Raw genomic sequence first — 23363 nt, forward strand, 5'->3', positions numbered from 1 at the left:
TGTACTTGTTCTAAATTAGGCGAACAAGAAAGATTAAAAGCAATAATTTCGCTGTTAAAGCCATCTAAAACTGGTGATAAGTAAAGCTTGCGAGCACTTGCTGGAATGGCAAATTCTGTCACATCTGTGTAGCACTTTTCCATCGGTTTGGCTGCTTCAAATTGGCGTTGAATAAGATTCTCTGCCTTCTTGCCAATCTCTCCTTGGTAGGAAGAATACTTCCGTTTCCGACGAATTCGAGCCACTAAACCAAGGACTTTCATCAGACGTTGGACTTTTTTATGATTGACCGAATAACCACGATTTCTTAGTTCTAAGTGAATCCGACGATAACCATAATTTCCTTTATGCTCACGATAAATTGACTGAATTTCAATTTTAATATCTTGATTCTTATCTGGTTTATATAGCTGTTTTAAGTGGTAATAATAGGTTGAACGGGCAAGCTTAATAATCTTTAGAAGAATATTTAAAGAAAACTCTGTTACAAATCCTTGAACAATTTCCGTTTTTCTTTTTCCTCCTTCAAGTAAGACCTTATCAATCATTTCTTTTTTTAGTTCTGGAGAATAATAACAATTCTTACCTTTCTTGACGATTTTTATCCCATAACGGTCAATTAATTTCATCATGTATCTTAACCCAGAAACATCTAAATCAAATCTTTTTGAAAGCTGCTTGAATCTTTGACCTAGCTTTCTAAGTTCATAGATTTGAACTATATACTCATAACTCAATTTCATAATAAAACACCCCAAAAGTTAGATTTTTTCTGTCTAACTTTTATGTTGCAGTTTTTCAATTTATACATGGTATAATTAAAATAATAAAAGATTGAGGATTTTTTATGAGTAAAGAAGCAGTATTTCAAAATGTAGAATCACTACAACAAGTTGTAAACATAATTAATGAAGCAGCGGCAGCTCTTAATGATAAAACACGTACAATAAGAGAGAGTCCAATTCCAGAAGTGTTAGCTGGTGCATTGGGGGCAGGTATTGGTGGGATAGGTTCATTTGCAGCTCTTTATGGTTTAGGTACTGTAGGGTTATCAGCGGCTGGTATTACTTCGGGTCTTGCAGCTATTGGCGGTGTCGTTGGAGGTGGTATGGTAGCTGGAGTGTTTGTAATGGCTGCTCCAGTTGTTGTATTAGCCGGAGGTGGTATATTATTAGCTTCTAATCTAAAAAATAAACAACTTAAACAGGAAAAAGAACGGTTATATAAAGAAGCATTGCAAAAACACGAAGCTATTATACAAGCTCTGAAAACCGAGGCAGATGCTGATAAGGAACGGCTAGATTATCTACAGAGTTTAAATATCCTCCTAACTCAAGCAATAAAGGATCTGAAAAATGATTTAGGTGACTAATAATGAGTAAATTCACTTATTCTGATGAAGAACAAAAATTCAATAATATTTTAACTTATCAAACCAAAGAGTTAGATTTAATAAACAGACCCGATATGTCTATTGCAGAAGAACGTATAGAGGAAAGTGAAAAATTATTGAGAGAGCTAGGCTATACTCTGACTGATCTACCAATAATAGATACCGAAACTAAAAAACAAACTATCGTTGTACCTAAATGGGAAGACTTAGTAGTAAAAGCGGAGTGCGAAGTTGGTTCAATGAATGAACTAGATGCACTCTTCACAAATGAAGAATTGGAACTTAATCAGACAGTTATTCAATCATTGCAGGATGATTTTAACAACATTCATAAACTTGATAAAATTGATATATCGATTTGTGCAGGAGCTGGGATATTAGCAGCGATTGTTGATATTCTTTTAATTGGAATACCTGAGAAAACTCCAAATGGTTTAAAAGGTGGCCCTTTATCTAATTATGTAAGAGATTGGTTCAATCAACGATTCCCTGAAGAAGAAATGGAAAAGTTGGCAAATTCAAAGGTCAGTAAAGTCCCTTTTGACGCTCAAGATAATCGTCATACCAAAGTAAATATTAATGGACTATCTGCTTACTATCATAGATTGTTATCTCTTGGACATGATCCACTTCTTGGTTTAGTGATTGGTGTATGTGATATTCTAAATGGTAAGATGACTACTATTGATAAAACTGGGAAAATAGTTTCTCAATTTATGGAGAACTACACAGATAGAAAAGAAAGTGATATTTTTGCAGCAATAGCGAAGCAGATAATTCATTTTAAATCTGATATTACGACATCAATGGGATTACCTGCACCATTGATGGGATTATTTAATTTGCTTCAGTTTGGAAAAATTGGTGACGAGGATCAAACAATAGCAGAAATAGTACAAGGAATGTATTACGAAGGCTATGATTTCATTCATTTTAGTAGTATGGCTATTTCCACAATGATTATTGAAGTTATAATTAGAATTGGATACGCCCTTAAGAAAATCAACGAAGGACATTCAATAAAAAATTCTATTCCTTTTTCGTTGGATAGAGAGAAACATCCCAAATTACATACGATGCTATTTATTGGACATTCTATAGCCGCATCTGCTAATGCAGGGAAAATCTACTTTACAAAAAATCCAATGACAATAAATTACGCACAATGGATTGCTTTTGCAAAATATTCATACTCTCAGTTAAAGTGGGTGCTTATTGAGAAATCCGAATTGAGAGCTTCATATGTTTCTGATAAGATTTATAAGGAAACTCAGGAAGTTTATGATAAAGTAAATCTTACCTTTAATAACTTCAGTAATGATAGGGTAGTTATATTTGATTAAATTAATAAACTTAGATAAATGGTAAACAATGAAAAAAAGTCTATACAATCTATTGTCAATGATTCCAATATTTGGAACATTTTTAAAATTTTCAAGTAAGGGTGAAATGAGATTATGTAGCTTACTGTATCAAGATTTATTAGATGAAGGGATTAATCCAAATGATATATTCTTACTTCTTGAAAAAAATATCCTGGTGAAGTAGTTACAAGAGACCGTTTCTACGAAGGTTATGGAGAAATACTGGAATCTTTGAACAAAGAGTAATAAGGGAAAGATTATCTGTTATAGATATAATATTAGTTAGGTTGTAACATCCATAGCAGAATGGCGTTGTTTTGTGTTAGATGGTCAAGTATTAGATGTTCGACCCTATACAGGTGAATATCATGCACAATTTGATCCTAGTGTAGTTGATGAAGTGATATCATGTTGGAAAGATGCGCCTATAGCTTATGGGCTAGAAATAGGTGTTACTCGTGATGGAAGAACATTTGTTGTTGAAGTAAATGATGGTTATGCATTGGAAAATTATGGCCTATCTCCTTTAAACTCAATCAATTTTCATAAAGCTATATGGAAAGAAATGGTAAAACCTTATTTTGAAAAAAACGATGTCTTTACTATGCCTGAAAATGAAAATATAAGTTTCTAAAAGGAACAGAAGTAGATCTGTGTGTAACTATACCTAGTAAGTCACTGTTTTTTATTAGTGTTTGATAAAAGAATTTTTTAGTTATCAGACATGTGTACGCGGGAATTATTTTTAAAAACCGGAAAAATTACTAAATAATGTTGATATTGTTTCTTCTTTATGATATATTTGCATTATTAAAGAAAAGAGATGCGATAAACCAATTTTATTAATCCAAAAAGCAAATATAACTAAAATAATCTTATCTTTGAATTCAAATCCGGCATGACACTTGAATTAAAGAGATAATTGAACAAGAACTACGATACGGACACCTTGCAGCAATGCAGGGTGTTTTTCTTATTCATAAAAAATTTACAAGCGAAAAATGTAGAAATATTGAATTTATAAACCAAATGGTTTATACTAAGCTATATGAAGGTGAAATGAATATATAAATATATTGTGGGGAATGATAATGGGATTTGTAAATGAAAATCTAACATATAGAGATGTTTTTGAATTTGATATTGATTTAATGAACTGTATTTTGAATAAATACGAAGATAGCGAAAAAGCTTGGGAAGTATTTTATGAATTTTATAAAGACCCTGATGGATACCCTTTGGAATCTCACAAGTATAAAACTATCGATGGTGTGAAATGTACTTGTGATGCTTTGTTATCTGTAAAACGAATAAAGGAACATGAAGGTTTTAATTCTAATTTTGTAGAAACATTTAAGAATTATCGTAGTAAACCGATTTTTTTCTTTCCTTGTGAAATGGGAGGATTAAACACGTCAAGATACTATAAGTTTTATGACCGGATAGACCATATGTTATTTGATTTGAAAAGAAAATGTGAAGGTAAAACTGATTGTAGATTAGAAAATATTTATACTAAAGCTGGAACTGCAAAATGGCTGGAACACTTTGCGTACGATTTTAATAAAATAGTTGAATGGTACGGATTAGAAAATTCCTTTGTAAGAAAAGAAAATGGAAAATATAGAGTCTTCGATTTGGAAAAAAATGATGGTACATACATAGACAATTATAGTGCTTTTTATTCAAAATCATGGACAGAAGTTTACTATAACAATATAAAAAACAGAATTGATAATTGGATTGAGAAACAATTATAAATGCTTTATTAGTTAAGTGGATGTAGGTCAGCACGTGAAAACATCCGATATGATTAAAGAGTTATGTAATAAAAAGAATATAAGTATATCTGAACTTGCCAGAAGGATTGGACAGACTCCTCAGTACTTTGGAAAGAAACTTAAAAGGGATACGGTTTCACTTGAGGAAATGAAACAGATAGGGGATGTGTTGGAAGTTACATTTGAGCAATCTTTTATTCTGCCTGATGGTGAACAGATAAAAACAAGTAACGAAAGTGAATGTTAGGAGGCAGGAATAATGGCTAATGAACTTCAACCACTATCTCTGTTATTTCAAAACAGATTATTCAGAATACCAGATTATCAGAGAGGGTACGCATGGCAGCAGTCACAACTTGCGGATTTCTGGGATGATCTAATTAATTTGCAGGACGGTAGATATCATTACACGGGCTTACTGTCTCTAAAAAATCTGAAATCGTCCGAGACAACATCATGGGGTAGTGACCTGTGGATGGTGTCGAAAGGATATAAACCTTGCCACATTGTTGATGGACAGCAGAGACTTACCAGCTTTGTCATTCTTCTAAATGAAATCGTAAAGTACTCCAGAACCTTAAAGGAAAATGAAGGTTTATCTGACCGAGACATTGTACTTGGATACGAAACATTAGAGGATGTCATTTCCAAGTATATCTGTCAGCACAGACCACCGAATAAACAGATTACTACATACCTGTTCGGCTATGAGGTGGATAATCCAAGTTCCGATTATCTGCAGTATAGAATTTTCAATGAACCATATTCTGGGACTGTAAATGAAACGTACTATACAAGAAATCTTAAATTTGCAAAGAACTTCTTTAGAGAAAACCTGGTTGCTCTTTACGAGAACGAAGGAATGGATGGCATCAATGAACTGTATCTGAAATTAACTCAGAGATTGATGTTCAACATCCATGAAATCGATGATGATTATGACGTGTTTGTTGCTTTTGAAACCATGAACAATCGTGGTAAGAAACTTACGAATTTGGAACTGCTGAAGAATCGTTTGATATATCTGACAACACTTTATGCTGATGACAAGTTCGATAAGATGGACAAGGATAATCTTCGTAAACAGATCAACGATACGTGGAAGGAAGTTTATTATCAGCTTGGAAGAAATGAAAAGACTCCTCTTTCTGATGATGAGTTTTTAAGAGCACATTGGATAGCTTACTTTGCCTATTCTAGAAGAAAAGGTGATGATTACATCCACTTCTTATTAAATAAGTTCTCAGTAAAGAATATTTTTGAAAAGAAGACCGTTGTTGTATCAGGCGAATTTCCGGCAGTTGTTGGGGATAGTGAGTATGACCCTGATGTTGATATTGAGGACGAACCTGGCGAAGCAGATACCGTTGAGGTTTTTAAATTAGAACCATCAGAGATTTTGAACTATGTATACAGCCTTAAGGACATGGTGAAGTATTGGTATGATACCTTCTTCCCAATGCAGAGCGATAACCTTACTGATGATGAAAAGGTATGGGTTGACCGTTTGAATCGTATAGGAATCGGACACTTTAGGCCTTTAATAATGACAGTGATTGGTCGAAGGGACTTGCCGCCGGAGAAAAGAATCGAACTGTTTACAGCGGTTGAGAGATTCATCTTTATCTGTTTCCGTCTTGGTTACTTTAATGCCACATTCAGAAGCAGTGAGTATTATCGTGCTGCAAGAAGCATTTACCTTAAGGAAATGGACATTGATGATTTGATTAATGATATCAATGATACTACGGAAGCTAATATCGAGTATGCACTTCCGAACTTTATAACAAAGATTGAAAAGCACTTTGACAATAAGGGCGGTTTCTATTATTGGAATTCCATCAAATACTTCTTATATGAGTATGAGTATCAACTTGCCAAGAAGAATAACCTGGATAAGGTAAGCTGGGAGATGTTTACAAAGACGGAAAAGGATAAGGTTTCTATTGAACATATCCTTCCACAGACTCCATCAAAATACTACTGGCGTAATCAGTTCCGCCAGTTTAGTAGTGAAGAGATTGATTTTCTGTCCGGTGCTCTTGGAAATCTTCTTCCTCTTTCACAGAGTATCAATTCTGCATTGCAGAATGACAGCTTTGAAGATAAGAAGACATCCAAGAATGGAGGACGAAGAGGATATCAGAATGGATCGCATTCCGAAATTGAAGTGGCACAGGAGATTGACTGGACAGCAGGTAATATCTATAAAAGAAGTAAAAAACTTCTGGAGTTTATGGAAAATCGATGGAAGTTCAGTTTTACCTCACAGCAGATGGATAAACTTATATATGTTACATGGGTAAACGATGGAAGAGCAATTCCAGCCTCGCTGCCTGAAGAAAAGGAAAAACCTGCTGAGTCATCTAAAAAGGAAAAACAGGTGACAAAACCTGTGGGTGATCTGGGTGAACTTCAGCTTCAATTTTGGGCAAACTTTGTGGATTACTGCAAGGCAGATGGTCGAGATAACGATATTGCACTTAGAAAACCGTTAGCACAGAACTGGTATGATGTTCCTGTGAATGGAGCAGATTATCATCTTTCGTATACAGTGACACGAAGTAAGTACCTCACTTTACTGATCTATGCCTATACCAAGAATGCATTTGAAAGATTGGAAAGTAAGAAGAGTGAGATAGAAGAAATCTTCGGTGACAAGCTAGACTGGTATTCCAGCCGGGAAGGCAGCGAGGCAAAACGCATCATTTACAAGCGTGAGGCTGATGTGTTCAACCCATCAAAGCAGGAGGAATATTTCTCCTGGATGGTCGATAAATGTGATGAACTCAGTAATGCACTTGTTCAGGTCGGTGAAATGGACGAAGAGCCAGTAGAAAAGGATAAATTTTCAAAACTGAAACAGTACCTCGAAGAATGTGGAAAGACTGAACTTACATTATCCTTCGCAGATATTGAGTGCATTATTGGATGTACTCTCTGCAAGTCAGCATATAATTATTCAGCTTACTGGGCACCGTCACCGACACACACGATGCCAAATACAATCCTTGCAGCGGGTTATAAGGTTGCATCAGTAGACTTAATAGGAAAGTCATTGATGCTGCAGAGACAATAGAAAAATCGCATTAACGAAGATTCGCAAAATTTACAAGGTTTATTATGAAGGAGGTAATCATAGTGAATGAATTTAATGAATTTGTTCGTGAGATTTTTTCTGCAGTAGGTGATATTGTCATAAGATCCATGATGGGTGGCTACCTTATATATTTTAACGGTAAGCTGATAGGTGACATTTGCGATAATGAACTATTTTTAAAGAGAACGCCGACATCGGACAAACTTCTTGCAGACTCAGAATTGCGTTATCCGTATGAGGGTTCAAAGACATTGATGTATGCATTCGACAGATTTGAGGATATGGATTTGATTACTGAACTACTGAAAGGTATGTATGCGGAACTGCCAGAAAAGAAACCCAAGAAAGCTAAATGAGACAAACAAGCTTCAGTTTGTTGAATTTAGCAAGGTACAAGTTTTTATGAGATGAAGCCTATAAAATTTGTACGGATACTGTAGGGTAAGAAAAGAAAAAATATTTTCATTCTAAAGTTTAAGTTTAAACATTAACTCTATCACTTTCGTTCTATAATATAGATGCTTGCTAGCACCACATGTTGAGGCGGTATCACTGCTTGTACGAGCTGAGGTATCAGCGAAGTAGAAGTAGATGCTCCGCCCATGGGATAGGACTCGTAGAATGAGGAGGGGAATCGACGAAATGATACGGTAAGTCCGAACCGCTGAGTGTGTAGCTTTGCTGGTAAAAGCGTAAAAACCTTGTAACAGAGGGATAAGAAATGCCTTGAAGGTAAGACCTTTTCTCGTTTAGAGGGGAAGTATTAGAGTAACTGCTCATATTTTTTACTAGGTTTAATAACTTATTGGAGATGAATTCTATTTCTAAAAACACTGTGGGGATGCTTTTGTTTCTAAAGATAAGAAGTAAATGGGAATAAATGTATCCTCCTATCACTAGTTTAATAGAGGAGAAGATAATGTGGACTAAAAGAATACATTATTTAACCGAAGTAAATGAGCTTTCGGATTATCTAAAAAAGGTAAATAATTTCACTGACTGTATCATTAGCTCTTTCAGTTTCTATAGTGAAAAGAAATTATTATATCTAACAATTGAAGAGGATAAAGCCTCAAGTGATTTTACAAACTCTTCTTCACTAGTTTGGGATTTAAAGTGTGAATGTGTTAGTGATTTCCTCATGAAAGATATGGGTGGATTATCTAAATGGTGGCTTCATGCTCTATACTTTGAAGACAATTACCTTCATTTTCATCTGTTAGATGGCTATTTTTCATTTAAGGTAACTGATTTTAAATTGGGTATTCCTTATAGCTCTAAAACTTCAATTGGGAATGACATTCAAAGTTTACATATAGATTATCTACTTCAGGAATTTAAGGCTGGAAAGAATATAGACGAAACTTGCTTCTCGTTTGAAAGTGATCCTATAACAGAGTTTCGCTTTATTGGTTATTCAGAAAATGACCCCTTGCCATATTGGGCTGGTTTATGTGACTTACCTAATGGTGCTAGATTTCGAACGGCTGATGAACTTTTTAATGCTAAAATATATGATGGTAAGTCACTAAGAGAAAGATGGTCTGAGGTAACGCTATACAGCATATATGGATTTACGCTTGAAGAATGGCTAAGTTTTGTTGATCATTCAATCGAAACAGATGTTTTAGAGGTAGAAGATGAATATATTTTATGCATAAATGGTGTAAAATTAGATGGTTTTATAGATGATGACTTAGTATGTTTAAATTGTCATGCAAATCAATGTTATTTGGACGATTATGATGAGTATTTTTGCCCCTATTGTAATATATGGATGTATAAAGATTTTTGGGATAGGGACGAAACACATTATTTTAAAAAAAGACCTTTAGAACCAGAGTTGTTATGGAAACCATGTAAAGAATTGAATTTTTGTAATGTTCGATTCTTTTCGAATGACAAAGAATATGTTTATTATTGTTCTGATGAGTCAATAGAGAAATTTGATTGGATAGAAGTTCCTGTTGGAAACAACTCTAATCTAAAAGAAGCACAAGTTACTGAAGTTTTCAAAAAACAAGCCAACAAACCGCCGTTCCCTCTTGAAAAAATAAAAAAAGTAGAACGAAAATTATCTACTATAAACGAAAAGATAATAGAAACCAACAACAGTTTAATAAGTGAAGGAGTAATCTGCGATTTATCAGAAGCTAAAGAAGTGATGAATTCTAAGCAAGCTTATGATATCCTAAAAACACCAATCGGAAATTTTTGGTTAGAACTTAATGGTTCCCCCATAAAAATTTCCATTGGTGCACATTATCCAAATAATGATGATGAATACTATGTGGAGGCTTCCTATTACATAAAACCCTTCAATTCTGATTTTGAAAAGTTTAAATCGTTGACAATCTGCTCAGATATTGATTTAAGAAGTTCTAGATTAATAGATAATTTAGGAGGTGAGCATAAAGAGGGTTATAATTGGCAAGTCGATAATATTGATCTAGGTATTGTGGCTCATCCATATTCTTATCTAGAACAGGAAGTCTCTGAAACACCTGTTGGAGTTCCATATTATGCGGAATGGATTGAAAAATATAAGGAACTCTATGGATTTACAGTTGCTTGGAAATATTTTGTATCTGATGAGGATTTGTCAGTTTGGTTTAATACATAACATTTTTTATGTGTGTAAGTATCTAATAAATCAAAATACGAAGTTTTTCTTATTTCTAATTTTATTAAGTTACGTCAAGTGTTTAGAATTACTGGTAAAAGCGTTAAAAACTTGTATAGAATAATACTTAAAATTCTATGAGGAACCGAAGTTACATGAAAGAATATATTTTAAATTTAGAAAAAGAATTCTCTTTAATAGAAAATGGATTTAAAGAAGAAGAAAAAAGAGCTCTTTCTGACTATCAATCAAACGATATTGCGTATATCAAAGAATTAGCATTTCTAGCCTTTAAATCCAATGTATATCAAGTTAGAATGTACAGTGTATTTCTTTTTGGATACTTATCAGAACAAGATGATATTTTAGCATTTATGCGAGATAAAGTTTCAAAAGATGATAATTGGAGAGTTCAGGAAGTATTGGCGAAAGCATTTGATGAATTTTGCAAAAAAATAGGATATGAAAAAGCACTTCCAGTGATTGATGAATGGTTAAAAAATACCAATCCTAATACAAGGAGAGCAGTAACAGAGGGATTAAGAATATGGACGAGTAGACCATATTTCAAGGATAATCCAGATGAAGCTATTAAACGAATCGCAACATTAAAAGAAGATTCTAGTGAATATGTTAGAAAATCAGTTGGTAATGCTTTGAGGGATATTAGCAAAAAATTTCCAGAGTTGATCAAAGAAGAACTTGATGGTTGGGATATTAATAGTAAAGAGATTCAAAAAGTCTATAAGTTAGTAAGTAAATTTATAAAATGATAATTCTAAACTATAAAGTTAAAAAATGGTAACTATAAAATATTTTCATGCTAAAGTTTAATTTTAAACAACAACTCTATCACTTTCGTTCTATAATATAGATGTTGACTAGTGCCACATGTCGAGTGTGTAGGATTGCTGGTGAAAGCTTAGAAAACTTTTAGAGAAAGCGATACTGAAAAGCCTTGATTGTAAGGCTTTTTTGTGTTTTTATGATAGAATATAGGTAGTTATAATCGAGACCATCTAAGAAGCAGAAAAAATATTTTACATAGAATAATCAAAATAAGGAAGATATAATGACAGAAATTGATAAAAGAAATTTAAAAAATTATCTTTGTTTTACATTTGGAATTACTTATATATCTTGGGGGCTTCTTGCCATATTTACACAATCTTATATTTTGGGATTAGAGACATTTATAGGAAGAATATTACATATAGTTGGTGCACTTGGACCAGCTATTGCAAGTGGCTTTTATTTGAAAAGGAATAATATAAAATTTAAACATTTTGTATTTACTAAAAGAAAAAGTAGTAGTATTTATTTCATTTATCATATGTTAGCAATTTTGATACTATTTTCTGTATCTTCCTTAGAATTAAACGGAGTATCAATTTATCTGATGCCATTATTCTTTATACAACTAATTTTTTTTGGTGGTGGACATGAAGAATTAGGATGGAGAGGAATATTACAACCATTACTTGATAAAAAATATACTTATTGGCAATCTAATTTGATTGTAGGATCAATTTGGGGAATATGGCATCTGCCTTTATGGTTTATAGTTGGAGAAAGTCATCAAGGATTTCCTTTTATTTTATTTTTTATATATACATTATTTTTAAGTTTTGTTTTAGGGCTTCTTTACCGTCAAACGAAATCTGTGGGATACTGTGTATTATTTCATGCATTCGCAAATTTGTTAAATCTCTATTTTGTGTTAAAAATTAATCTTATTTTTATTATCATTTTTATTGGTTATTTGATTTATACTATATTGGCGAGTAATAGAATTAGTAAGGAAACAACATTTTAAAATTTAGATCAGGATATCCATTATTGAAAGTAATGTGTGGTCATTCTAGATAATCAATGTTAGAGACTTTTCTATTTGATGAGACATCACTGCTTGTACGAGCTGATTAAACAAGGGTGTAGCTAGTGAAAGTCCTACAGTAAGGAGTTTAAACATGAAATTCCATGAATTTGGTGATAAGAATTTGCCTCCTATTTTACTGATACATGGTGGTGGCAGTTCTTGGTGGAATTATCTTCGTCAAGCACGAATCTTGTCAGAAGAATACCGTATTATTCTACCCACTTTGAATGGCCACGGCGAGGAATATCAACTTGATTATGTTTCTACTGAAGATTCTGCTTTGGAGATTCTAGACTATATCAAAGCAAACTGTGGTGGGAAATTATTTGCAATCGGTGGTGTTTCACTTGGTGGTCAAATTGCCATAGAGCTTTTGTCTTTAGACAGTGAAATTGCTGAGAAGGCCATCATAGATGGAAGCCTCTGTATTCCTCAACCAAGGTTAGCTAAAATCAGCATCTTTCTAGTGTCTCTATTTGGTAAACTGATGTTCAATAAATTCTCTTGCAAACTTCAGTTAAGCATGATGAACAAACTCTATCCTAAACTGGCTTATCCAGAGGAAATAAAAGCTTATTATTTGGAGGATTTGCCGAGGACGCCTATCAAAACATTGGTGACCATTTACAAAAACTATATGGGATGTTACAAGTTGAAAGATATGATTTCTGCTAGCAAGGCTCAGGTTCTGTATATCTATGGTGAAAAAGAATTGAACTGTGTGAAAGAATCAGCGAAATTATTTCATCAGCTACATTCAAATACAATTTTGTATGAAGCAAAGGGCTATAACCACGGTTATTTATCAGCTTACCTGCCTTATGAGTGGATTGATTTGGTGGTGCCATTTTTAAAGAGTGACTCATTAGAAATGTGTAACGAATCTGATATGCCATAAGGAGGAAACGGATGCTAGGAGCAATTGTTGGAGTCATTGTAGGTTCTATTTACGAATGGAACAATATCAAGACGAAGGATTTTCCTTTATTTTGTGAGGATTGTTTTTTCACGGATGATACAGTAAGTCCTAACCGCTGAGTGTGTGAGTTTGTTAGTGAAACATAGTTAATCCTCAAACTAAAGAAACTAAAATACCATTATTTAGAAATGAAAACCTAAACTGTTTTTAAGGAGGTGTTATATTGATAGAGAGTAGACCTGGGTTTGATAAAATCACATCCTTTGATGAATTTAATAAATACTATTGGTATCGTGATGAACTCTCACAGATATGCAAGTCATTAGGACTTGAAAATAGAGGTACAAAACAAGAACTCAATCATATTATTGAGCAGTACTTTAAGGGCAATTTGATTAAAAAATCATCAGTAAAAAGGAAAAAGAAACGAGTAGAAGTCGTTACCTTAGATACGCCCTTGCTTGAATGCGGGTTCTCCTTTAACGCACACTTTAGAGAATATTTCTCAACTTTAACAGGTGTTTCCCCCTTTAAATTTACTGCTGATATGGCCACTGCTTGGAGAAAAGTAAAAAGAGAACATGATTTAAGTTTTACCATCCAAGATATGTTAAAAGTTTATTATGGAAATTCAGATTATGCCAAGTATGATCATTCGGTTTGTCAATGGAATCAATTTCTAAAGGATTTCTGTGCAGACGAAAATAGTGCCAACTACTCTAATAAACTAAAAGTAGCTTCTATTCTTTGGAAAGAAGTTAGAAATTCAAGTAATGAAAAAATTTATTCAAAAAAACTTTTGACTGAATATGCTGATAAAATAGATGAGTATGACAAGTAGAAATGTCAGTCTAAACTAATAGTTTGTAAGGAGGAATACCATGCTAGGAGCAATAGTTGGAGATATTGTAGGTTCAGTTTATGAATGGAACAATATCAAAACGAAAGACTTTCCATTATTTCGTGAGAATTGTTTTTTCACTGATGATACGGTTATGACCTGTGCTGTTGCAGAAGCCATTATGAATGGCGGTCAGAAGGATGACTTTATTGACGCCATGAAAAAATATGGTAGGATGTATCCCGATGCAGGTTACGGTGCAAGATTTGGGAATTGGGTTGATGGCGACGATCGAGAACCTTATAATAGCTTTGGAAATGGCTCAGCAATGCGTGTTTCTCCATGTGCCTGGACCATGGATTGTAGTTTCTGTGCACGAACGGGAGTCTGGCCGTCCAGAAGAGCAGTTGCACGACTTTCTGCAGAGGTGACTCATAACCATCCAGAGGGTGTCAAAGGAGCTATGGCGACGTCTGATACTATATTTATGTGTCGTTATTACTTTGGAGGTTACAGTGGTGACTATGGAAAACCGATCAACGATAATCCTACAGAGTGTAAGAGACTTATCAAGGAGCATATAGAACAAGAGTATGGATATAATCTTTCTCAAACACTAGATGAAATCCGCCCTAACTATCGTTTCAATGAAACTTGCCAGAATACGGTACCTCAAGCTATCATTGCCTTTCTTGAAAGTACAGACTTTGAGGATGCTATCAGAAATGCTATCTCTATTGGTGGGGATAGTGATACTCTTGCTGCCATCACAGGAAGTATTGCAGAAGCTGCTTATGGTATACCTGATTGGATTAAAGACAAAGTCAATACCTATCTAGATGAGCCTTTAAAAGATGTGCTCAGACGATGGGAGAAAGAAGTTTCGATATCATAACGGATACTAATTAGTCAGTATTAAACTCTGAAAAATAAGATTAAGGAAGTTGAGCAAATACTAGGGTAAAGAGTTATCACCTTTTGAGAAGAAAAGGCAGAAACAAACTTAACCAAGTCATGAGCTTGACCACTGAAAAACAGCAAAGCGACGAGATAACAAATAAACTCGTCACTTTTTTCTTTTAAATTAATGGTGTAATTAATCCATTTTGCTTTATTCAGCTATTTACTCAGATTTTTGTTTATTCATTAGTAAAATGCATGTTATTACTGCTATACAAGTTAGCAGAATCAAATACCATAGATTTGCAAGTCGAAGCCCTTTATCTAACATCAAGAAGAATCTCATAAAAAATATAGACTTGATGAATTGGTGAGCTTGTTTTCTATTTCAAAAGGTTATTTGGTCCAATAATAAATATCTGATATGTGAGTGGAAACGTGTTATAATTGAGGATGAGATAAGAGGAGGTAAGCCGGTGAAATTTTTAGCAATCAATCCTATTTAGTAAAAAAGAATGCTTGAACCTCTATCCTCACGTGTTAAATATATTAGTTTGCTAAAAAACTATCATCTATCCAAATATTGGAAGGATTAATGATGTATCTATTAGAATTGTACCAAAACAATTATTCAAAGGATTTAGTCTTATTTGAGACTTTAGAAGAAGGACGGGAATTTGTAACTCGAATCCCTGGGTATACATTAGAAAACGAAGATGGTTTTGAAGTGGAATATTTTAATTCAAAAAATCTACCGGATTATATGGAGATTGTCTTTAACGGGAATATTGTCCCTTTATCTAGGTTTTCGTTTAATTCTGAGGAAAATGTGGACATTATTTGGAAAGAGGTTTCGAATCTATCCTTTAAAAACGATAAAGTGATCGAAGGAGCTACAAAAGTAGACGCGTATGTCGTTAACAACGATGAAGTGAAAGCTTACGTCGAAGTCAGAGAAGCAAACTTCCGCAAGGCAAAAGCTTTCTTAGAAAGCAAAGGGTACGAAGTCGACAGAAGCTTTTTCGGAAGTGAAGACGGTGAAGCGATTGTCTACAGAAAACGCGACACCGAAGATTGGCACTTCCTATGTCACTTAGACCCGTTGTTTGTAGAGATTGAAGATGTCGAAGGATATGTGAAAGAAGCGATGTAAGATATTCAATAGTCAACCAAAGTTCTTTGTGAGTGTATGCTACTGCTTTAGTAGACGGATTGAGCAGTAAAGAGAAAACATCTAGCACTATCTAGCTTCTTAAGGAGAAATATCTATCATGAAAATGGAAATCGGGAAAACCTATCTTGTAAAAAAAGATATTTTTGGTTTAACAAAAGATGAACTTTGGACCTTAGTTGACAAGGGTTATCAGGCTTATTTTGGTGAACATAATTTCGTATTTGTCAATGATGATAAAGTGAAGGTATTTGCAGTTTTGAAAGATGGTTCAGAAGAAGATATGCAAATCTACCATCATCTGGATGACTATTTTGAAGAAGTTAATCGTGAGAATTTCTAAAGAATGTGAGATGAAAGTTGTATCTGTGAGTTTTAAACTTTGCTTAGACCCAATCTATCACTACCAAGTACAGGGAATTAATTTTGGGATAGACGTCCTTACAGAGGTTTTTCCGATTATCAAAAAGATCTAGACTGAGATAAAGGTAAGGGCCCGTTGGTTAGGTCTTTTTTCTGTTTATGTAGTATAATAAAAGGTGTAGGGATTCAATTTTTTAATAGGATTATTCTAAGAACGAAAACCATCTAGAAAGAGAAAAAATATGAAGCAATCACTTGAATTTTTAAGAGAAAGAATCACCGATAAGATGCCCTTAGAGGAAATGGTAGCAATCTTTGAAGACTTGTGTCGTGAGCCCATTGAGGATGAGATGATTTTATTTGAAACGGGGACATTTACAGCTATATCTGATAAGCCAATGTTTCAACTATCCTTAGTAAGACAAGCCTCAAATGAAGATGAAGAGTTTTATCAGGTTCACCTCGATATTTTCTATGAAGCATGTCAAGAGAATGAAATATTTCATGAATCGATCTGGGATGAAGATTTAGAGGAAAATATCTTTGATTACATTAGAGCTTCAGAGGTGTTTGCCTATGCTAAAGAGCAGGAATACCAAGCGATCAAAATTTATATGGACCAAACTTGAGATGGTTAGTTAAAGTAAGAAAATCTAATGACAGGAGAACAATAAATGAATAAAATTATGGTGATTATTAATCCAACATCTGGAGGTGAAAAAGCTCTGGATTATAAGGCCAAACTGGAGAATAAAGCCAAAGATTATTTTGAGCACGTGGAAACTAAAATTACCGAAAAAGCGCAAGACGCAACAAACTTTGCTGAAGAAGCTGCTCGAGAGCATTATGATGCTGTTCTTGTTTTTGGTGGAGATGGGACTGTCAATGAAGTAATTTCTGGTATCGCTGAAAAAGACTATATTCCTAAACTGGCGATTATCCCAGGAGGAACTGGAAATCTCATTACGAAACTATTAGAAATCTCTCAGGATATTGATAGTGCTATTGACGAGCTTGATTTCAGTTCTACAAACAAGATTGATATTGGAAAATCAAATGGAAATTATTTTGGTTATATCTTTAGTATTGGCTCTTTGCCAGAAGCTATCCACAACGTTGGGATAGAAGATAAAACAAAGTTTGGTATGCTCGCCTATGCGATTAATACCATGAAGTCTGTGGTTACAGATCAAGCATTTAACATTAAAGTTGAGACTGATAATGGTAATTACATTGGCCCAGCCAGTCATGTTTTAGTTCTCCTCACAAATTATTTCGCTGACAAAAAAATCTTTGATGAAGACAAGGATGGTTATGCTAATATTTTGATTCTAAAAGATGCGTCAATTCTTACTAAATTGTCAGTTATCCCTGATTTATTAAAAGGGGATGTTGTCGTAAATGACAATATCGAGTATCTGAAAGCTCGACATATAAAACTCTCTTCAGATAGTGAATTGGAAACGGATGTTGATGGTGACAAATCCGATAATCTACCTGTAGAAATCAAGGTACTAGGTCAGCATATCGAAGTATATTCTCAACCGAAAGAATAAGAATTTTTTAACAGAGGGAAACATACACGTGAGTATCTAGATAAACCATTTTCATGAATAGTTAGAATAGCTCTCATACAAAAACAAGTTGTTGAAGATAAGGAGTAGATATATGGAATTAAAAGATTTTACTGAGAAAGAACAAGAGATGATTAAGTAAGGATTGACAACATCTGAGATTAGCGATAAGGAAACCGCTGCGAAAATCCTTGCCCTAGTACCTCAGGAATGGATCAAACGCATTCCCTTTTTCGTGCGAAAACACGCAACAACTCGGACAATAAAGCGTATTTCTATCGAACATCCAGAGCTCTACGCAGTTGCTAAGAGAAGTGGTGAGATTCCTGAGAAGGAAAGAGAAGAATTGCGCCAAATTCTGACAGGTATTTTCCAAGAAAAAATGAACAAGCATAAGATTAAGTAGTTTTTAATCATTTACTTAATCTTATACTTGCTCGTATTGAAATGATACTATCTTATTCCCACATACTGTGTTGAGCTCTAACACCATAACGATCTATGGAACCATCTGAATTGAACTTGGCTTCAATCCTGTATCTTTTCCAGAGGTCGTAATCTGCCGTTTGAATGGTTAGGATGTAGTTTGAGTCCGTCTCAGCGACATTGTAATCAGCAGGATTGACTTCAAAGATATCGATTAATTTTCGTGTTTGAAAATCTTGAAGCTTGAGATTGGCTAGCTTGACATGATTGATGGAAATTTTATCTAGTTGCTTGCTATCCTTAGGTGTTCTGTAATAGGTGATGACGCAGTTTTTGATCTGATCAGTATCTTTACCTGTGGGAGTGAGGCTCATAAAGCCAAAGGACTGATTATCCCGCTTGACTTCGAGAAGTTGACCATAGTAGAAGTGGTCGTTTTTAGGATTGGTGATGGAGATCTCTGCGCCTTTATCTCCAAAGATAAAGCCTTGGTCCAAAAGTTCGGAAGCTTTGGTCTCCCCGATGATGACAGTGGTATCTTGAATGGTTACTGGAACTGGTTGAGCTGGAAGACCACTCATCATGATGCAGAACATAAACACATAGCTTGTTAAAAAAACTGTCCCAATAAAAGCATTGGTTGATGCATAGGCATGACTGTTATGAGTGTTTTTTCTTAGAGCTAGTACAACCAATTTGCCGATACTTTTTAAAACCATACTAACAAGCACAATGAAGAATTGTTTTTTCAAACATTCATAAATGGCTTGAGGAAAGCTATTACCATGATAGTAGAAACCAGCCAATACGAGTAGATTTACGATTAAATAGATCAGCAAGAACCAATGAATCTCTTTAAGGGCATTAGCATCAGTGATTTCTTCATAGTCAACGTGAATTCTTCCTTGAATTGCATGCCCAAGTTTATAAATCCATTTGGGAATTTCCTTGCCTTTATTTACTGCGATTACAAGTCTGATATAGAGATAAATGGTAAAGGATAAGGATAGAAAGAAAAGAGCATAAAAAATCAAAACAACAGTAGTGAACATTACTATCCCCCCTATTTAACATTCAATAAAACAATTTCTTAGCTCCATTATAGCATTTTCTATAGAAATAGAGCTAAAAACATCAGTATTATCCTACAAGATTCAAAGGAGAAAAATCATGGGAATAATTGCCAATTATCAATATTTATCAGACAATGAATTAGAACAAATAAAAGGTCTTTCCAATCAAGAAGATGACCTGTTAGATTTTGCAGAGGATTCCGCTGATAGTCATGATATCTTACTAGATATTGACAAAATGTGGGATGCTCTTCTCTTTGTCATGACAGGATTTAGTAGTTCAGAATTTTTGGATGACAATCCCTTGAGAGAAGCGGTTTTAGGAGTGACTCCTTTAGAAGAAGTGTCTGAGTACATAGCCTATACTGAAAAAAATAAGATAGCCGAAATCATAGAAGCTCTAGAAAGTTTTGACATGCACAGAGCCTTGGAAGACTTTAGTATGGAAGCTTGTAAGAAGGCCGATTTGTATCCTAATATTTGGGATTATCTTGAGGAAGAGGAAGAAATAAAGGATGATATTTCAACCTGCTTTGTCAAAATGAAAGACTTTTACAAAAAGATTCTGGAGCTCAATGGAAATGTCCTAGTTACTATTTGTTAAGATTTTATGTCATCCATTAGGAAGGCGGCCAGATGAATCCATATTTACAAGAATATATCACCCAGACAAGGGAATACCATGCTAAAGATGGAAATCCTTCAAGTGTTGCAGCCCTTTATGATTTGGCTGATGAATTAGCTAAGTCTGATGATTTAGAAGCTAAGAAAGTCTTAGCTGACCTCTATGACCAATTGGGTCTCTACACTAGTGCCTATAGCTTATTGACCGAAATCTTAGATAAACCAGACCGAAAACAGTTAAAGAAACTGAGCCGATTACAAGAAATGAGTCAGAGTCATGGAGACAGATTTGCTCTTTCTCGTCCTCTAAGAAAAGAAGAGAAGAAGAGAAGAAGCAAAGACAGAAGCTATTACAGTCTTTGCCACATTTTATCTATCATCCAGACCCTTTAGCTACAGGTTCATTTGTTGAAGGAGAAGCTAAGGTTTGTCCATCTTGTGGGAAAGAAAGCAATGTTTATTATGCTCTTAGACCCTACAGTATTGAAGAGGTAGAACATCTCTGCCCAACTTGCATTGCAAATGGTCAAGCAGCTAAAAAATTCGATGCAGAATTTATCCAAGATGCCGAGTGGCAGGGTGAATTGGATCCAGAAAAGAATCAGCTGCTTTTTTGTCAGACCCCAGACTACTCTAGTTGGCAGGGAGAATATTGGCTTTCTTGTTGCCAAGATTATTGTGCTTACTTGGGTACAGTTGGAACTCGTGAATTAAAGGATATGGGAATCGCTGAGCAAGTCTTGGCAGACTATGAAGCGCGTGAAGAATATCAAGAGGTAGAAGATTACTTGGTTAAAGACGGGCCTATCTGTGGCTATTTGTTTAGATGTCTACATTGTCAAAAATACCAGATCTGGGTTGATGCAGATTAAATCGGAATGTGATTCGCTATGAAAATTAAAGAGAAGACTATGGAAGAACTAGAATTATTCGAAGCTGCCTCCAAAGATTTATTTGATACTATGCAGGGATTTAAAGACAATCTATCTGTTCAATTTTCCCTATTAGATAGTGATAACTGGCAGTATGATAAGGGATCGATAAAAGTTTGTAAGGCTGATGAGTCAGGATTCAAAAAAAGATGTAGAGTCGGAATCAGCTACAACTTGAAAGTCTCCCTATTAAACGAAGATGCCGAGCAAATCTGGTTACTGTTTAAAGACTGGTTCAATACTAGCAGATTGGGTCAAGTTGAAAGAAATCCTAATAATGAGGATTTGGGAAGATACGTCTTCTCAGCAAGTTCTCCTCTTGGAGATCAGGTAGATTGTTCCATTTATTTGCCTAATGAGTGGAACATCCCTCAGATTAGCTTTTCAGGCTATCTAACAGCTCGTTATAGGGCTTGTGATCTTGATAAATTGCAAGAATAAGATGGAAGGTTTTTAGAGATGAGAAAGATTGATTGGGACAAGATAAAAACTCGCTTAGATGCCTTGCTGGTTATCGATGAGTATCTAACAGATCCGAGTGAGGATTGGCTTAGACTCGTGATTAAGACTGAGGAAGACTATGGAGTCCGATATTTTATTGACAATGGCTCAGGTGATTCTTTAGATGTGATTTTGACTGATAAAATGATCCTCATGAAAGGCTTTGATCATGAAAGTAGTTTAAGCCAGTTTGCTGCTGACGAGTGGAATCAAGACGTCATTGATGGTTTTTATAAAGGACTGGATGAGAAGTATGTCTCACTTTATTCTGAAGATCAAAAAGATGAAACAACCTTCTTTATCTGGTATGACGGTCAAGCGCATCAACAGACTTACCAAGATCAGGATGGCGGAGAATGGTTGCTTTCTTACCTTTTTGATAGTTTTGAGAGATTTCATGAGTTTATGACAGACTATTATGAAATTACCGTAGATAAAGATTTACTTAGGAAACTCTACATGGATGGACAACTTTCAGACATAGAAGTAAAGCAATTAATCCAGGAGTGTTAAGAGAGGAATCATGAGAGTGAACTATAAAAATACCCCTGAAAACTATCGAGCTATGGCGGAAATAATCATCCCACCCTTGCTTGATTTACTCAAAAGTTTAACCTTGTTAGAAGAGGAGATTTTTGAGCGTAACAGAGCACTGGATAAGGAAAAAGAAGGCCTTGGCATCCCAGCAAATCAAATTCATCCCAAGTGGAATGAACTTATGGATGACTATTTTCAGAGGCAAATGCAACTTCTAACTGGACGAGTGACTCAAAATTACTTGGAAGGAGGAGTTCGAATTTCTTATAGCTCCCCAAGTGAGTATAACTATGTTAAAAGGAATGATTTTTCTGTAGATTTCATCATGACAAAGGCTGAAGAAGCAAGAGTCATCACCCATTATCAAGAAGCTTTAGAAATGAAGCATCAGTTTGTACTTAGATTGGTGGATGGAAATTGGCTACTTGATGAGAAATTTTACGGTTTTGAGGATGAGGAAACTTGGTATGGCGACTTACTTTGAGTAAGAGAGCTTTGCTTTCCAACTGATATGAGAAAAAGGAGAAGTCCTGTGAATTTTTTAAAAAATTTATTTACAAGTAAGAAAGAAAAGTCAGAGAAGAAAAAACAACTGAACTTGTCCATGCCTCTCTTCAAAGGCAAGCAGGCCTATTCTTTAGACCAGGTCGTTCAGGAATTGAAATCTCACTGGGCGCTTGAAATTTCTGAAGTTTCTGGGGATGATTCTAGTGCAACATTTGTGATTGATGGTGCTCTCGTTGCGCTGGCTTTAATGGATTTGCCTATCCCAAGTCAAGAATTTGAAGAATTGTATGCCTATTCTTACCTCTGGCAGGATGTTGAGAAGGATACACAGGAGCACACACAACACGCCATTGTTTCTATTTTGTCTGACAATCTTTCGCCAGTAGAAACTTATTCCCTATTAACTAAAGTCAATGCCTCTATCCTAAAAACTAGTCAATCAGCTATTGGTATTTATCAAGGTTCTGCTACATTGCTTTTGCCTAAAGATCTTTATCTAGACCTGGCAGACCTTTTGAAAGAAGAAATGCTTCCCCTTCAACTCTGGATCTATATGGGGATTATCAATCAGAAAGATAAGACCAGCATTTACACTTATGGTTTGAAAGAGTTTGGAAAAACTGAGATTGAATTTATCGAGTCTCCTATGAATAGCGATGACTTATATTATTTCCTCCTGTCTATTCTTCAGTATGTTTTAGGCAGTGATGTCACCTTAAAGGATGGTGAAACCATTGGCTTTTCAGAAGGTCAAAAAATCAAAATCACTGAGTCAAAAGCTGTCTATTTGGAAGGCAATTCCTTGAAATTAGATATTTAAACCATGATTTATAAATAATTATCCTTCCTAGATTG

At 34.7% G+C, this 23363-nt stretch carries 25 protein-coding genes and 2 pseudogenes; 25 read left to right on the plus strand and 2 right to left on the minus strand.

The features are described 5' to 3' along the window. The coding region (locus HMPREF1518_RS07100) for an IS3 family transposase (RefSeq protein WP_156025217.1) at nucleotides 1–743 on the minus strand (743 nt) is incomplete at its 3' end. Between the two features lie 104 nt (nucleotides 744–847). On the opposite strand from HMPREF1518_RS07100, the gene HMPREF1518_RS07105 reads away from it, so the two are divergent. From HMPREF1518_RS07105 to HMPREF1518_RS07190, 19 genes and pseudogenes are all read left to right on the plus strand, one after another. Beyond that, nucleotides 848–1372 carry a hypothetical protein gene (locus HMPREF1518_RS07105; protein WP_000031285.1) on the plus strand — a complete coding sequence of 175 codons (525 nt, stop codon included), beginning with the start codon at nucleotides 848–850 and terminating at the stop codon, nucleotides 1370–1372. A 2-nt stretch (nucleotides 1373–1374) separates the two neighbouring features. Then, nucleotides 1375–2736: a hypothetical protein gene (locus tag HMPREF1518_RS07110; RefSeq protein ID WP_033585192.1), complete on the plus strand. Its 1362-nt coding sequence runs from the start codon at nucleotides 1375–1377 to the stop codon at nucleotides 2734–2736. A 307-nt stretch (nucleotides 2737–3043) separates the two neighbouring features. Then, nucleotides 3044–3391: pseudogene (locus HMPREF1518_RS07115) on the plus strand (ATP-grasp domain-containing protein); the annotation flags it as partial. Between the two features lie 457 nt (nucleotides 3392–3848). Next, entirely contained in the window at nucleotides 3849–4517 is a 669-nt protein-coding gene (locus HMPREF1518_RS07120; RefSeq protein ID WP_156025218.1) for a hypothetical protein, read from the plus strand. A gap of 34 nt (nucleotides 4518–4551) precedes the next feature. Beyond that, nucleotides 4552–4785 (plus strand): helix-turn-helix domain-containing protein, encoded by a 234-nt coding sequence (locus tag HMPREF1518_RS07125; protein ID WP_033585399.1) that lies wholly within the window; start codon nucleotides 4552–4554, stop codon nucleotides 4783–4785. 12 nt (nucleotides 4786–4797) lie between these two features. Then, nucleotides 4798–7617 carry a DUF4268 domain-containing protein gene (locus HMPREF1518_RS07130; protein ID WP_081730838.1) on the plus strand — a complete coding sequence of 940 codons (2820 nt, stop codon included), beginning with the start codon at nucleotides 4798–4800 and terminating at the stop codon, nucleotides 7615–7617. Nucleotides 7618–7679: 62 nt separating this feature from the next. Beyond that, nucleotides 7680–7994, plus strand: coding sequence for a TfoX/Sxy family protein (locus HMPREF1518_RS07135; RefSeq protein WP_033585194.1), 315 nt, complete (start codon nucleotides 7680–7682; stop codon nucleotides 7992–7994). Nucleotides 7995–8557: 563 nt separating this feature from the next. Continuing rightward, nucleotides 8558–10261 (plus strand): hypothetical protein, encoded by a 1704-nt coding sequence (locus HMPREF1518_RS07140; RefSeq protein ID WP_033585195.1) that lies wholly within the window; start codon nucleotides 8558–8560, stop codon nucleotides 10259–10261. A gap of 155 nt (nucleotides 10262–10416) precedes the next feature. Beyond that, on the plus strand, nucleotides 10417–11034 hold the full coding sequence (locus HMPREF1518_RS07145; RefSeq protein WP_033585197.1) for a DNA alkylation repair protein: 618 nt from the start codon (nucleotides 10417–10419) through the stop codon (nucleotides 11032–11034). Between the two features lie 299 nt (nucleotides 11035–11333). After that, on the plus strand, nucleotides 11334–12077 hold the full coding sequence (locus HMPREF1518_RS07150) for a CPBP family intramembrane glutamic endopeptidase (protein WP_033585199.1): 744 nt from the start codon (nucleotides 11334–11336) through the stop codon (nucleotides 12075–12077). A gap of 154 nt (nucleotides 12078–12231) precedes the next feature. Further along, a complete protein-coding gene (locus HMPREF1518_RS07155) occupies nucleotides 12232–13038 on the plus strand; it encodes an alpha/beta fold hydrolase (RefSeq protein ID WP_033585201.1) in 807 nt (268 codons plus the stop codon). An 11-nt stretch (nucleotides 13039–13049) separates the two neighbouring features. After that, a complete protein-coding gene (locus tag HMPREF1518_RS10705) occupies nucleotides 13050–13178 on the plus strand; it encodes an ADP-ribosylglycohydrolase (protein ID WP_081730839.1) in 129 nt (42 codons plus the stop codon). Nucleotides 13179–13282: 104 nt separating this feature from the next. Beyond that, nucleotides 13283–13900: an SAP domain-containing protein gene (locus tag HMPREF1518_RS07160; protein ID WP_033585203.1), complete on the plus strand. Its 618-nt coding sequence runs from the start codon at nucleotides 13283–13285 to the stop codon at nucleotides 13898–13900. A gap of 40 nt (nucleotides 13901–13940) precedes the next feature. Beyond that, on the plus strand, nucleotides 13941–14795 hold the full coding sequence (locus tag HMPREF1518_RS07165) for an ADP-ribosylglycohydrolase family protein (protein ID WP_033585205.1): 855 nt from the start codon (nucleotides 13941–13943) through the stop codon (nucleotides 14793–14795). Nucleotides 14796–15398: 603 nt separating this feature from the next. Then, a complete protein-coding gene (locus HMPREF1518_RS07170) occupies nucleotides 15399–15953 on the plus strand; it encodes a hypothetical protein (RefSeq protein WP_025169554.1) in 555 nt (184 codons plus the stop codon). A 118-nt stretch (nucleotides 15954–16071) separates the two neighbouring features. Next, nucleotides 16072–16314 carry a hypothetical protein gene (locus tag HMPREF1518_RS07175; RefSeq protein ID WP_000781504.1) on the plus strand — a complete coding sequence of 81 codons (243 nt, stop codon included), beginning with the start codon at nucleotides 16072–16074 and terminating at the stop codon, nucleotides 16312–16314. 262 nt (nucleotides 16315–16576) lie between these two features. Further along, the gene (locus tag HMPREF1518_RS07180; RefSeq protein ID WP_033585209.1) at nucleotides 16577–16963 is read left to right on the plus strand and encodes a hypothetical protein; all 387 of its coding nucleotides are present in this window, start codon (nucleotides 16577–16579) and stop codon (nucleotides 16961–16963) included. A gap of 45 nt (nucleotides 16964–17008) precedes the next feature. Beyond that, nucleotides 17009–17890 (plus strand): diacylglycerol/lipid kinase family protein, encoded by an 882-nt coding sequence (locus HMPREF1518_RS07185; RefSeq protein WP_033585212.1) that lies wholly within the window; start codon nucleotides 17009–17011, stop codon nucleotides 17888–17890. 163 nt (nucleotides 17891–18053) lie between these two features. Beyond that, nucleotides 18054–18314, plus strand: a complete 261-nt coding sequence (locus HMPREF1518_RS07190; RefSeq protein ID WP_231458943.1) for a hypothetical protein — start codon at nucleotides 18054–18056, stop codon at nucleotides 18312–18314. A 52-nt stretch (nucleotides 18315–18366) separates the two neighbouring features. Here HMPREF1518_RS07190 and HMPREF1518_RS07195 read toward each other — a convergent pair whose 3' ends face one another. Beyond that, nucleotides 18367–19386: a hypothetical protein gene (locus HMPREF1518_RS07195; RefSeq protein WP_033585214.1), complete on the minus strand. Its 1020-nt coding sequence runs from the start codon at nucleotides 19384–19386 to the stop codon at nucleotides 18367–18369. A 118-nt stretch (nucleotides 19387–19504) separates the two neighbouring features. Here HMPREF1518_RS07195 and HMPREF1518_RS07200 point away from each other — a divergent pair, with 118 nt between their 5' ends. The 6 genes and pseudogenes from HMPREF1518_RS07200 to HMPREF1518_RS07225 all read left to right on the plus strand — a co-directional run bounded on the left by HMPREF1518_RS07200 (nucleotide 19505) and on the right by HMPREF1518_RS07225 (nucleotide 23328). Further along, nucleotides 19505–20011, plus strand: coding sequence for a YfbM family protein (locus HMPREF1518_RS07200; RefSeq protein ID WP_033585216.1), 507 nt, complete (start codon nucleotides 19505–19507; stop codon nucleotides 20009–20011). Between the two features lie 32 nt (nucleotides 20012–20043). Beyond that, nucleotides 20044–20903 (plus strand): annotated as a pseudogene (locus tag HMPREF1518_RS07205) (CbrC family protein). 18 nt (nucleotides 20904–20921) lie between these two features. Next, complete coding sequence (locus tag HMPREF1518_RS07210) at nucleotides 20922–21404, plus strand: hypothetical protein (protein WP_002877272.1); 483 nt, start codon at nucleotides 20922–20924, stop codon at nucleotides 21402–21404. 18 nt (nucleotides 21405–21422) lie between these two features. Continuing rightward, nucleotides 21423–21977 carry a hypothetical protein gene (locus HMPREF1518_RS07215; protein ID WP_033585219.1) on the plus strand — a complete coding sequence of 185 codons (555 nt, stop codon included), beginning with the start codon at nucleotides 21423–21425 and terminating at the stop codon, nucleotides 21975–21977. Nucleotides 21978–21987: 10 nt separating this feature from the next. After that, nucleotides 21988–22485: a hypothetical protein gene (locus HMPREF1518_RS07220; protein WP_033585221.1), complete on the plus strand. Its 498-nt coding sequence runs from the start codon at nucleotides 21988–21990 to the stop codon at nucleotides 22483–22485. Between the two features lie 48 nt (nucleotides 22486–22533). After that, nucleotides 22534–23328: a DUF4261 domain-containing protein gene (locus HMPREF1518_RS07225; protein WP_081730840.1), complete on the plus strand. Its 795-nt coding sequence runs from the start codon at nucleotides 22534–22536 to the stop codon at nucleotides 23326–23328. Nucleotides 23329–23363: the final 35 nt, after the last annotated feature.

It is taken from the genome of Streptococcus sp. SR1 (genome assembly GCF_000526075.1).
Classification (GTDB): domain Bacteria; phylum Bacillota; class Bacilli; order Lactobacillales; family Streptococcaceae; genus Streptococcus; species Streptococcus halitosis.